The sequence below is a fragment of the Janthinobacterium tructae genome (assembly GCF_006517255.1).
Lineage (GTDB): Bacteria > Pseudomonadota > Gammaproteobacteria > Burkholderiales > Burkholderiaceae_D > Janthinobacterium > Janthinobacterium tructae.
Genome location: NZ_CP041185.1, coordinates 3,700,991 through 3,713,642, shown reverse-complemented (window position 1 = coordinate 3,713,642; position 12,652 = coordinate 3,700,991). Strand labels below are relative to the sequence as shown.

The window sequence follows — 12,652 nt, the reverse complement described above, 5'->3', positions numbered from 1 at the left end:
ACGAGCATGGACATCACAGAATATATGCAGGACGTGGGCACGCGCGCGCGCGCCGCTTCGCGCGCCATGGCGCGTGCCGACAGCGCCACGCGCAACCGTGCCTTGACCCTGATCGCCGCCGCCATCGTGCGCGACGCCGACCTGCTGCGCGCGGCCAACCAGCGCGACCTCGATGCGGCTGCTGCTGCCGGCCTGGCCCCGGCCATGCTGGACCGTCTGACCCTGTCCGACGCCGCCATTGCCACCATGGTCGAAGGCTTGACGCAAATCGTCGCGCTGGCCGACCCGATCGGCGAGATCTCGAACATGAAATTCCGTCCGACGGGCATCCAGGTGGGCCAGATGCGCGTGCCGCTGGGCGTCATCGGCATCATCTATGAAGCGCGTCCGAACGTGACGGTGGACGCGGCCGGCCTGTGCATCAAGAGCGGCAACGCGACGATTTTGCGCGGCGGCTCGGAAGCGATTCATTGCAACCGCGCGCTGGCCAAGCTGGTGGCCGAGGGCTTGCTGGGAGCAGGTCTGCCGGCCGATGCCGTGCAAGTGATCGACACCACCGACCGTGCAGCCGTCGGCGCCCTCATCACCATGCCGCAATTCGTCGACGTCATCGTGCCGCGTGGCGGCAAGGGATTGATCGCGCGCCTGATGGCCGAGGCCACCGTGCCGATGATCAAGCACCTCGATGGCATCTGCCATGTGTATATCGACGCCAAGGCCGATATCAGGAAGGCGATCGATATCGGCTTCAACGCGAAGTGCCACCGCTACGGCACCTGCAACACCATGGAAACCCTGCTGGTGTCGCGCGCCATTGCCGCAACCGTGCTGCCGCAGCTGGCCGAACTGTACCTGACCAAGCAGGTCGAACTGCGTGCCGATCCGGAAAGCCATGCGATCCTGGCCGCCGCCGCTTATCCGCACCTGGTGCCCGCCACCGAGGAAGACTGGTCCACCGAGTACCTGGCGGCGATCCTGTCGATCAGGGTCGTCGACGGTATCGATGAAGCGATGGACCACATCAACCGGTATTCGTCCAAGCACACGGAGTCCATCATTACGGAAGACTACAGCGATGCGCTGCGCTTCCTGCGCGAGGTCGATTCCGCCTCGGTGATGGTGAACGCGTCGACGCGTTTTGCCGATGGCTTCGAGTATGGCCTGGGCGCCGAGATCGGTATCTCGAACGACAAGCTGCACGCGCGTGGCCCGGTGGGACTGGAAGGCCTGACATCGCTCAAGTACGTGGTCTTTGGTCACGGCGAAGTCCGTAAATAGTCTCTTTCGCGGGTTGCCCACAAGGCGGCCCGCGCTCGCATTTTTCTCCACCTCTGACACTGGGAACCCCATGCTCTTTCTCTGGACCAAAGCCTTCCATATCATCTTCGTCATGTCCTGGTTTGCCGGCCTGTTTTATTTGCCGCGTATTTTCGTGAACCTGGCGATGGAGACGGAAACGGTGGCCACCGAGCGACTGTTGCTGATGGCGCGCAAGCTGTACCGCTTCATGTCCCTGCTGGCGCTGCCGGCGATGGTGCTGGGACTGGCCTTGATGTGGATGTTGTACGGTGGGGGCGAAGGCCGCGTGAAGATACCGGGCTGGATGCACGCCAAGCTGACGTTCGTGGTGCTGCTGCTCGGCTACCATCACGCCTGCGGTGCCATTCTGCGCAAGTTTGAAAAAGGTCTCAACAAGCGCAGCCACACCTGGTTCCGCTGGTTTAATGAAGTGCCGGTGGTGATGCTGCTGGCCGTCGTGGTGCTGGTCGTGGTCAAGCCTTTCTAAGGGAATCGAGATGAGTGCAAGCCAGAACAAAGTCGTGCAGTATTTCTTCGCGCCTCACTCGCCATGGACCTACCTGGGTCACGCGCGCCTGATGGCCATCGCCGCAAAGACGGGCGCACAGATCGACGTGCGCCCTTTCGACCTGGGCAAGGTTTTCAGCGTGTCGGGCGGCCTGCCGCTGGCCAAGCGCGCACCGCAGCGCCAGGCGTATCGCCTGGCCGAACTGGCGCGCTGGTCGGCCTTTTTGCAAGTGCCATTGACCTTGCAGCCAAAGTTCTTCCCCGTGTCGCCGGAAGCCTCGGCCAAGCTGATCATCGCCACGCGCCTGGCGCACGGCGTGGAAGCCTCGCTGAACCTGGCGCACGCCATCATGCGCGGCCTGTGGGCCGAAGAGCGCAATATCGGCGATGAAGAGACACTGGTGCAGATCGCCGTCGATGCGGGCTTCGAAGGCCGCCAGTTGCTGAAAACGTCGGAAACGGCCAGTGTGCAGGCCGAATACGATGCCAATACGGATGCGGCAACGGCCGCCAGCGTCTTCGGCTCGCCGTGGTACATCGTCGATGGTGAAGGGTTCTGGGGCCAGGACCGCCTCGATTTTGTCGAGCGCGCGCTGGAGACGTTGTAGGTCGGATTAGCGCAGTGTGCGGCATGTCGGCTTACGCCCTGACGGGCTAAGCCGACCTACGCCGACCTGCGCCGACCTGTGCAAGATATTGGATGTAGGTCGGATTAGCGCTGCGCGCGTAATCCGACAAGTTTTGAAATTTTTAGTTAATTGTTTTTCAACGGATAAAAGGTATCCTCATTATGGCTTCATATTTTTGCCCATGCCCGCGCGGCATGGAAGCGGCGCTGGCCGAGGAACTGGGCGAGATCGCCCAGGATAGTTCGACCATGAAGGTCCACAACCAGGTACCGGGCGGCGTACATTGCTCGGGCGACCTGCTGGACTCCTACCGCATCAATCTGCATTCGCGCATCGCTTCGCGCGTGCTGATGCGCATGGCCCATTCCGGCTACAAGACGGAAAACGATATCTATGACCTGACACTGGCGCAAGCCTGGGAAGACTGGTTCGGCGTGCACCACACGATTCGCGTCGACGTCACGGCCGTGAAGTCGCCGCTGCGCAGCCTGGAATTCACGACATTGAAAATCAAGGATGCGATCTGCGACCGCTTCCGCGACCAGTTCAACGAGCGCCCATCGGTCAACACCAAGACGCCGGACATGCGCATCGTCGGCTTCCTCGACGCGCACACATTTACCGTCTACCTCGACACTTCGGGCGAAGCCCTGTTCAAGCGCGGCTGGCGCGAAGAGACGGGCGACGCGCCGCTGCGCGAAAACCTGGCCGCCGGTCTGCTGCGCGTGTCGGGCTGGAAGCCGGGCATGGTGCTGTTCGACCCGATGTGCGGTTCCGGCACCATCCTGGCCGAAGCGGCGCAGATGTTGCAGGGTATTCCACCTGGTGCCACGCGCCAGTTCGCCTTTGAAAATTTCCACGACTTCGATCCGGCGCCGTGGAATGCCATGAAAAACGCCATCAAGGTCAATCCGCTGCCAGCCGAACCGACCATTTTCGGCAGCGACATCTCGGGCGATATGGTGGCCATGACACGCCATAACCTGCGTTGCGCTGGCGTGCGTTTCGACGTGCCCTTGAAACAGATCGAGGCGCAGGAAGTCAAGCCGCCAAGCGACGTGCCGGGCATCATGCTGACCAATCCGCCGTACGGCGAGCGTATCGGCGTGCGCGGCGACAGCACCATCCCGGAAGATGAATTGTCGACCTCCTTCTATTCGGCCATGGGCACAACCCTGAAGCAGCGCTTCGCCGGGTGGACCGTGTTCCTCTTCACGGCCGACCTGGGCTTGCCCAAGCTGCTGCGGTTGAAGGAAGCGCGCAAGACGCCTTTCTTCAACGGCGCGCTGGAATGCCGTCTGTTCCGCTTTGATATGGTGGCAGGTTACAACCGCCGCGAAGAAGCAAAACCTAAAAATATCTGATTAAACCTACTGCGCGTTGTGACTTGCGGCCTGCGGTGCTCACCGTACTAAAGTACGGTTGCGCTCTCGGCCACAATTCACTTCCGCTCGCTACGGTTTTCTCAGATATTTTGGCAGCTGAGAAAGCCGGATGTGTCACCCTGGATCCGCCATGTTTCCCATCCCTCCGGCGAGTGTGCCGCCCGACCCGGTCACGCCCGTTCCGCCTCCCACCCCGAGCCACATGGCGCCGCTGAGCCGCAGTGCGCTGGCCATGCTGCTGGCGGGCCTGTCGATGCTGGGGCCTTTGTCGATCGACACCTATCTGCCCGCCTTTGGCGCGATCCAGGGTTCGCTGCAGGCGTCGCCGCTGGAAGTGCAGCAGTCGCTGACGTTCTACATGCTGGCCTTTGCCGGCATGGTGCTGTGGCATGGCGCGATCTCGGACACCTTTGGGCGGCGCAACGTGGTGCTGGTATCGCTGCTGATGTTTGCCATCGGCTCGCTCGGCTGCGCTTCGGCGCACACGGTGCATTATTTATGGTTCTTCCGCATCCTGCAGGGTGTCTCGGCCGGTGCCGGCGTGGTGATCAGCCGCGCCATCATCCGCGACCTGTATGCCGATGCGGCGGCGGCGCGTTTGCTGTCGCTGGTGACGATGATCTTTTCCATCGCCCCGGCAGTGGCGCCCATCCTCGGCGGCTGGATCGTCATCTGGTTCGACTGGCGCTCGATCTTCCTGTTCCTCGCCTTTTACACGGTGGTGCTGCTGGCGTTCTGCTACTGGCGCCTGCCTGAAACCCTGCCGATGGAAAAGCGCCAGCCCTTCAATCCCCGTTTCCTGGCGTCGAGCTATGGCCAGATCCTGCGCTCGCCCCTGTTCCACATCAAGGCCGGCATCGTCGCCCTCAATTTCGCGGGCCTGTTCCTGTTCATCACGGCCGCGCCGGAAATGCTGCCTAAGCAGCTGGGCCTGGGTCCATCGCAATTCGCCTGGCTGTTCATTCCCTGCGTGAGCGGGATTTTCATGGGCGCCCTGGCGGCCAACCGCATCGCCGGCAAGGTCACGTTCGCGCGCCAGATCGGCATCGGCTTTGCTTTCCTTCTGTGCGCTGCGAGCGTCAATGTCGTGTACCACCTGTTCCTGCCGCCATCGCTGCCCTGGTCGGTGCTGCCGCTGTTCTTCTACACCTTCGGCATGTCGCTGGTGGGGCCGGGCGCGACCCTGCTGGCGCTGGACCTGTTCCCGCATATCCGCGGCACGGTCGCCTCGTGCCAGTCGTTCGCCAGCACCTTGCTCGGTGCCGTGGTGGCCGGCGTGATCTCGCCGCTGCTGTCCGGTTCCGTGCTGTGGCTGGCCTCGGGCCAGCTGGCATTTACAGCCCTGGCGCTGGCGCTGTGGCTGATCTCGCGGCGCTTCCGCCAGCGTTTGCTGGGTTCCTTCAAGGCATAAGTTTCCACGGCAGAACGCTGGATTTTTTTCAACTTAATTTTCTATATTGCAATTAATGCAGGATGCTATGATAAGATGACTTTTTCCCCGGCATCCTCTCAGGCAGTTTGTTTTTGGGTTACAGGAGTGGAGGATTCCTCTGGACGTGGCCGCGCTTCGCTGCTGAGCGCTCATCCTTTTCGAACCGGCAATGCCTGATACGATGCAACAATCTGATCAAGATATTCGCAATCGCCTGCTGATTGCCCGCCTGCCGGCCATGCCGCAGATTCTCATCAAACTGATCGCCCACCTGCAGGCCGACGATGCTGGCATGCCGGAGCTGGCCGCCCTGATCGCCAAGGATGCGGGCATGAGCAGCAAGATCCTCGGCGTGGCCAACAGCTCGGCCTACCATCGCCAGGGCAAGGTCGTCAGTCTGGAACAGTCGCTCGTGTCCCTGGGCACGGACATGATCAAGACCCTGGTCATCAGCGAATCCGTCTTCCAGACCTTCAACAGCTTTCCCCATTCCGGCAGCACGGATTTGCGCGCCTTCTGGAAAAGCTCGCTGTCGGTCGCCGTCATGGCGCGCGCGCTGGCCAAGGCCATGGCCTATCCGCACGTCGAGGAAGCGTACCTGGCGGGATTGCTGCACAACGTGGGCCGCCTGGCCTTGCTGGCCACGGCGCCGAAGGAATACGCGTTCAATTTCACGGCGCGCGACGATGCCGCCCTGTGCGCGGTGGAACAGCGCACCCTGCAGATCACGCATGCCGAAGCGGGCGCCTGGCTGATCGAGCGCTGGCAGCTCGATTCCTTCCTGGCCGACAGCGTGCTGTATCACCATGAACCGCTGGCGCGCCTGGAGGCCAGTCATCCCTTGATTCGCATCGTGCGCCTGGCGCACCTGCTGTGCTGCCATGCCGACGATGTGGAATCGATTACGCAGGCGGCGCAATTTTGCGCGCTGGAGCTGGAGGTACTGGAAAACCTGGCCGGCAGCGTCGCGCGCCAGGTGGAGCAGACGGCGCAGCACCTGGGCATCGACCTGGCCGGCGCGGACGATATCGCCACCCCGCCCGCGTATGCGCCGCCATCCGTCGATCCGGTGCAGCAGCGCCTGTCCGACGAAGTGCGCAACATGGTGCTGGTATCCGAAGTGGGCCAGACCTTTGCCCGGCAGCAGGGCGAGAGCAGCCTTTTGGAGGCCATCACGCGCTCGGCGCGCATCCTGTTCGATTTCGACACCGCCATCATCCTGCTGCAAAACCCCACCGGCCATGCGCTGGTGGGGGTGGCGGCGGGTGAACATCAGCAGCGCCTGGCCGGCTTCTCGATCCCGCTGGCCAAGGGCGGGCCCCTGGCCGCCGCGGCGCTGGAGGGCAAGCAGGCGTTCTTGAAACGCGACATGCCGGCGCTGGGCATCGTCGAGGAGCAGATGTTCCGCATTCTTGGTACCGATAGCCTGGTCTGCGTGCCTTTGGTGGCGGGCCAGCGCAGCCTTGGGGTGCTGATCGGCGGCGTGGCGGCGTGGCAGATTGCCGCTTGCCAGAAGCGCGAGGGTTTCCTGCGCGCGTATGCCAACCAGGCCGCCATGGCGCTGGAAACGGCCGTCAATGCGCGCGGGCTGGCACGGCGCCAGCTCGATCACGTGACCGAGGAATACCGCGCCGCCTCGCGCCGCGTCGTGCATGAAGTGAATAACCCGCTATCCATCATCAAGAACTATCTGAGCGTGCTCGATCACAAGCTGGAGAAACAGCAGCCGGTCAGCAGCGAGATGGCTATCCTGAACGAAGAGATCGACAGGGTCGGGCAGTTGATCGGCGGCCTGGCCGATTTGCAGCCGGTGGCGGCCGGTGGCGTGACCGATTGCGCGCGCGTGGTCGACGATGTGCTGCGATTGTTCCGCGCCACCGACTTCCTGCCACCGAAGATCGAGGTGGTCACGCGCATGCAGGACGCGCCATGCGAGGTGGAGGCCGATGCCGACATGCTCAAGCAAATCCTGCTCAACCTGCTGAAAAATGCCGTCGAAGCCCTGCCCGATGGCGGGCGCATCGAAGTGGCGAACCGTGGCCACGTCAACCGCGACCGCCGCCTGTATCTGGAACTGTGCGTCAGCGATAATGGCGCCGGTTTGTCCGCCGAGGTGCTGGCGAATCTGTTCTCGCCCGTGCGCAGCAACAAGGAAGGGGCGCATCACGGCCTGGGCTTGTCCATCGTACATGACCTGGTCACGCGCCTGCATGGCGTGATCGGCTGCCGCAGCAGCAAGTCCGGCACCTCGTTTGAAATTCTGCTGCCCATTCCCTTGCCAGCGAGCGCTGCAGCCGCGCTGCCCGCGCCCGGCAATACCGCCCTGTCTTCGTAACGTCCATGAACTCCTCCGCCATTCCATTTGACCTGGAAAACAGCCCGCGCATTCTGCTGGTCGATGACGAGCCCCGCCTGCTCGCTTCCCTGCACGAATTGCTGAAGGACCGCGGCTACCAGCTGTACACGGCCACCTGCGGCAGCGAGGCGCTGGCGCAGTTGTCGAAACTGCGCTTCGACCTGATCCTGCTCGATTTGCGCCTGCCCGACATGAGCGGCCATGAAATCATGGACCACATCAACCGGCGCGGCATCGAGGGCGACGTGATCGTCATGAGCGGCGACGTCGGCATCGAGGCGGCCATCGGTGCCCTGAAGCGCGGCGCATACGATTATCTGCGCAAACCTTACAGTCGCGAGGAGCTGCTCAAGACGGTGGAGAACGCGCTGCAAAAGCGCAAGCTGGCGCTGGAAAACGAGCGCATCGCGCTGCAGCTGGAAAACTCGGAAAAGATGTACCGCTACCTGGTCGACAGCTCGCCCGATATCATCTATACCCTGAACCACGAAGGCCGCATCACCTTCATCAACGATCGGGTGCACCAGTTGCTGGGCTTTAACCGCGAAGAGCTGATCGGCAGCCATTATTCGATCCTCGTGCACGACGAAGACCAGGAGCGGGCGCGCTATGCCTTCAATGAGCGCCGCCTCGACGAGCGCGCCTCGCGCAATGTGGAACTGCGCCTGAAGTGCCATAGCGGCAGTGGCAGCGACCGTACCTTCAACAACACGCTGATGACGATTCCGCTCAATTCGATCGGCATGCACGGCCTCGATCACGACGCCAGGAAGCAGGAATATTTCGGCACGTATGGCGTGGCGCGCGACATCACCGACCGCAAACGGGCCGAGGAAGTCATCTCCTACCAGGCTTACCACGACATCCTGACGGACTTGCCGAACCGCATGCTGTTCAAGGACCGCCTGGGCCTGGCCGTGATCCAGGCGCGGCGCAAGCTGACGGAGCTGGCCGTGATGTTCATCGACCTCGATCGTTTTAAACTGGTCAACGATACCCTGGGCCACGTGAAGGGTGACGAGTTGCTGCAGCAGGTGGCGCTGCGCCTGAAGGATTGTTTGCGCCGCGGCGATACGCTGGCGCGCCAGGGCGGCGATGAATTCACCATCGTGCTGCCGGAACTGCGCGACCGCCAGGATGCGCGCCTGATCGCCGACAAATTCCTCGAATGCCTGCACCAGCCCTTCGACCTCGATGGCAACCAGGTGCATATTTCGGCCTCCATCGGCATCGCCATCTATCCGGGTGACGGCGAGACCATCGACGAGCTGCTGCGCCATGCCGACATCGCCATGTACCAGGTCAAGGCGCTGGGCAAGAACGGCCACAGTTTTTATCACGAGTCCATGCTCGATGTGTCGCACCAGAAGATCGCGCTCGAGCAGAGCCTGCGCAAGGCGCTGGAGCTGAACCAGCTGGAGATGTATTACCAGCCGCAGGTGGACGTGATGACGGGCCGCATCGTCGGCGCCGAAGGCCTGATGCGCTGGAACCACCCGCAGCGGGGCTTGCTGACGGCCGGCGAATTCCTGCCGTTTGCCGAGGAAAACGGCTTGATGCTGCCGATCTCGGACTGGATGCTGGGCGCCCTGTGCCGCGACCTGGTGCAGTGGAACGCGGCCGGCGGCGAAGCCGTGCGCCTGTCGCTGAATCTGTCGCCGCAATACCTGGACCGGGGCGACTTTTTCGAAAAGATGCGCGGCGCGCTGACGCGCTATGGCATCGCGCCGGAAAAGATCGAAGTGGAAATCACGGAAAACATCTGCATCCGCAATCCGCAATATGCGATCGAGCAGTTGAACAAGCTGTGCCAGCTGGGCGTCTCGGTCGCCATCGACGATTTCGGTACCGGCTATTCCTCGCTGTCGTACCTGCACCGCTTCCCCATCCACACCATCAAGATCGACCAGTCGTTTGTGAAGGAAATCCACGACGAGCACGGACACTATCCCGTGATCCTGGCCATCATCTCGATTGCGCGCGGGCTGGGCCTGCACCTGATCGCCGAAGGCGTGGAAACAGAAGGCCAGGCGCGCTATCTGCAGGACAAGGGTTGCACCACGATGCAGGGCTATCTGTACCACCGGCCCATTTCGCTGGGCAGCTTCATCGGCGTGCTGCAGGAGCAGAACCGCCTGATCGTCGATGCCGCCCCCGCGCTGTCGCAGACGCTGGCCATCGAGGCCTGACCCATGCCGCCTGCCGCTCCCCGCTCCACGGCTGCTCATTATACTGCTGCTCATTACACAGCTGATTACCTGCGCCTGAAAGGGCTGGCCGAGAAGGGCAATGCGCATGCGCAGCACGGCCTGGGCTTCATGTATTTCAACGGCCAGGGTATCGAGCAAAGCTATGCGCTGGCGCTGCACTGGTATGGCCTGGCTGCCGCGCAGGGACTCGAGCACGCGCAATACAACCTGGGCGTGATGTGCCAGAAGGGACAGGGCGTGGCGCAGGATTTTGTGCAGGCCGCGCACTGGTACCAGCAGGCGGCCGAGCAGGGTTACGCGGCGGCGCAGTACAACCTGGGCTGGCTGTATGCCAAGGGCCAGGGACTGGCGCAAGATAGCGGGCAAGCCATGCTGTGGTTCAGCCGCGCGGCCGAGCAGGGCGACGCGGGCGCGCAAAACAATCTGGGCATGATGTATGACAATGGCAAGGGCGTGCCGCAGGATTTCGTGCAAGCCATCAATTGGTATCGCAAGGCGGCCGAACAGGGTTATGCGCGCGCGCAGTTCAACCTGGGCCTGCGCTACGACAATGGCCAGGGCGTGCGGCAGGACCGCCAGCAGGCGACTGCCTGGATGCGCAAGGCGGCCGAGCAGGGCTATGCGCCGGCCCAGTTCAACCTGGCGCTGCGCTATGAAAACGGCGACGTGCTGCCGCAGGACAGCAGGCAGGCGATCAGCTGGTACCGGCGCGCGGCCGAGCAGGGCCACGCCAGTTCGCAGTTCAACCTGGGCCTGATCTACGACAATGGCCAGGGCGTGCCCTGCGATAAACAGGCGGCGCTGGCGTGGTACGTGAAGGCGGCAGGGCAGGGCCACGCGGCGGCCCAGCACAACCTGGGCCTGCACCATGAACATGGCGCGCAGGACTATACCCGCGCGCAGGTGTTCTACCGCCAGGCGGCCGGGCAGGGTTTTCCTGCCGCGCAGTATCAGCTGGGACTCCTGTATGAGCATGGACAGGGCATGCCTGCCGATGCGCAGGAAGCCATCTTCTGGTACCGCAAGGCGGCCGACCAGGGACATGTGCGGGCGCAATTCGACCTTGGCCTGCGCTATGAACATGGCCAGGGCGTACCGCAGGATCTGTCGCTGGCGCTGGAGTGGTACCGCCGCGCCGCCGAGCAGGACTACGCGCCGGCGCAATACATGCAGGGCGTCTTGCACGACCGCGACGATGGCCCGGCGCCCGACAGCCAGCAGGCCTGCGCCTGTTACTGCCGCGCCGCCGCGCAGGGCCACAGCCTGGCCCAGTTTGCGCTGGGCCTGCGGCACGACAATGGTCAGGATGTGCCGCAGGATTATGCTGCCGCCTGGGACTGGTACGCGCTGGCCGCGCGCCAGGGCCATGCACGGGCACAAATGAACCTGGGCTTGATGGCGGCCAGCGGCCAGGGCGGCCCGCTCGATTTGCAGCAGGCGTATATCTGGCTGTCGATGGCCGCCGCCGCCGGCGTGGCCGGTGCGGAAAAATCCTTGCGCCAGACAGCGGCGCGCATGCGCGAGACAGATCTGGCGCGGGTGCGCGAACATCTGGCGGCGATAGCCGGCTGAGTTATACCATCCGCGTTAGCGTGCGCGGATACAACAGCAGGTGCTGTATAGTCCTTTCCCTCCGCCATCTGCGGACCTCCTTGTTTTCCCCAGACACAACAAATTGCTGCAGTATTTGCAGTTTTGATGTGCTAATGTTCCAGAATAAGGTGGTCTGTATAGTCTTTAGAAAAGGAAAACCATGCGCCTGAACCCTTTCCCTGGCCGTCCGGCTGCCATCCTGTGCGCGCTGGCGCTGCTGTCGTCCGGCGCAGGCGCCGCCAGTCCCCTCGATGCCCTCAGCAACCAGGATGCCAGCAATGGTTTGAAAGCGGCGCTGCAAGCCGGTTCCGCTGCCGCCGTATCGAAACTGGGTGTCGAGAATGGTTTCCTGAACAACGACAAGGTCAAAATCAAGCTGCCCGGCATCCTGGAGCAAGCCCAGCCTTTGCTGAAAATGACGGGCCGCGGCCAGCAACTGGACGATCTGGTGGTGGCGATGAACCGTGCCGCAGAATCGGCCGTGCCCATGGCCAAGCCCTTGCTGCTCGATGCGGTCAAGTCGATGAGCGTGACCGATGCGAAGAATATCCTGTCCGGTGGCGATACTTCTGTCACGGATTTCTTCCGCCAGAAGACCTCGGCGCCGCTGGCCGTCAAATTCCTGCCCATCGTGAAATCCGTGACCGACCGTTCCGGCCTGGCCAGCAAATACAACAGCACCATGAGCCAGATCGGCAAGACGGGACTGGTACCGCAGCAGCAGTCGACGGTGGAAGGCTATGTTACGGACCGGGCGCTTGACGGCCTGTATCTGATGATAGGCGAGGAAGAGAAAGCCATCCGCAGTAATCCGCTTGCGTATGGCAGCAAGATTATCGGCAAGGTATTTGGCAGTTTGAAATAATAGATGAAATCAAAAAAGCGTTGCGATGACGGGCAAAAAGAAGTGGTGTTATTGCCATGAATTGCATTAATGGAATTCATTTTCATTATGTTTTTCTATTTGCCTGATATTAGTGTACAGCCAGCACAGAACGAGATGGGCCGGTTGATGAACCTGGATTTGCTGCTTTTTGGCATTGTTTTTAAAGCAATTTTTAGCCTCCTTGTAGCAAATAATGTTAAAATTCTAGGTGTAATATTCAAACTGTAATAATTTTTTCAGTTAAATAATGAGATGAGTTCGAATTCAAACGCCATCGCAGGGATCTCCATCTGTTCCGGCTTTTTTGCTCGTTTTGTGGTTTTGTCCCCCCTCCGTATTGACATTTTCCCTTTTG

Annotated in this window: 9 protein-coding genes; all 9 read left to right on the top strand. The window is 61.9% G+C overall.

The window, feature by feature from the left end:
• The first annotated feature begins 6 nt into the window (after positions 1-6).
• The 9 genes from FJQ89_RS16285 to FJQ89_RS16245 all read left to right on the top strand — a co-directional run bounded on the left by FJQ89_RS16285 (position 7) and on the right by FJQ89_RS16245 (position 12,276).
• The gene (locus tag FJQ89_RS16285) at positions 7-1,278 is read left to right on the top strand and encodes a glutamate-5-semialdehyde dehydrogenase (RefSeq protein WP_141170935.1); all 1,272 of its coding nucleotides are present in this window, start codon (positions 7-9) and stop codon (positions 1,276-1,278) included.
• A gap of 70 nt (positions 1,279-1,348) precedes the next feature.
• Positions 1,349-1,786: a CopD family protein gene (locus FJQ89_RS16280; protein WP_141170934.1), complete on the top strand. Its 438-nt coding sequence runs from the start codon at positions 1,349-1,351 to the stop codon at positions 1,784-1,786.
• 10 nt (positions 1,787-1,796) lie between these two features.
• Positions 1,797-2,414 carry a 2-hydroxychromene-2-carboxylate isomerase gene (locus tag FJQ89_RS16275; protein WP_141170933.1) on the top strand — a complete coding sequence of 206 codons (618 nt, stop codon included), beginning with the start codon at positions 1,797-1,799 and terminating at the stop codon, positions 2,412-2,414.
• 215 nt (positions 2,415-2,629) lie between these two features.
• Positions 2,630-3,799: a THUMP domain-containing class I SAM-dependent RNA methyltransferase gene (locus FJQ89_RS16270; protein WP_141172846.1), complete on the top strand. Its 1,170-nt coding sequence runs from the start codon at positions 2,630-2,632 to the stop codon at positions 3,797-3,799.
• Positions 3,800-3,950: 151 nt separating this feature from the next.
• Positions 3,951-5,231: a multidrug effflux MFS transporter gene (locus FJQ89_RS16265; RefSeq protein ID WP_205704503.1), complete on the top strand. Its 1,281-nt coding sequence runs from the start codon at positions 3,951-3,953 to the stop codon at positions 5,229-5,231.
• 202 nt (positions 5,232-5,433) lie between these two features.
• Positions 5,434-7,587: an HDOD domain-containing protein gene (locus FJQ89_RS16260; RefSeq protein WP_243136081.1), complete on the top strand. Its 2,154-nt coding sequence runs from the start codon at positions 5,434-5,436 to the stop codon at positions 7,585-7,587.
• Between the two features lie 5 nt (positions 7,588-7,592).
• Positions 7,593-9,797 (top strand): EAL domain-containing response regulator, encoded by a 2,205-nt coding sequence (locus FJQ89_RS16255; protein ID WP_141170931.1) that lies wholly within the window; start codon positions 7,593-7,595, stop codon positions 9,795-9,797.
• A 3-nt stretch (positions 9,798-9,800) separates the two neighbouring features.
• Positions 9,801-11,390, top strand: coding sequence for an SEL1-like repeat protein (locus tag FJQ89_RS16250; RefSeq protein WP_141170930.1), 1,590 nt, complete (start codon positions 9,801-9,803; stop codon positions 11,388-11,390).
• A 181-nt stretch (positions 11,391-11,571) separates the two neighbouring features.
• A complete protein-coding gene (locus FJQ89_RS16245) occupies positions 11,572-12,276 on the top strand; it encodes a DUF4197 domain-containing protein (protein ID WP_141170929.1) in 705 nt (234 codons plus the stop codon).
• The last annotated feature ends 376 nt before the right edge of the window (positions 12,277-12,652 follow it).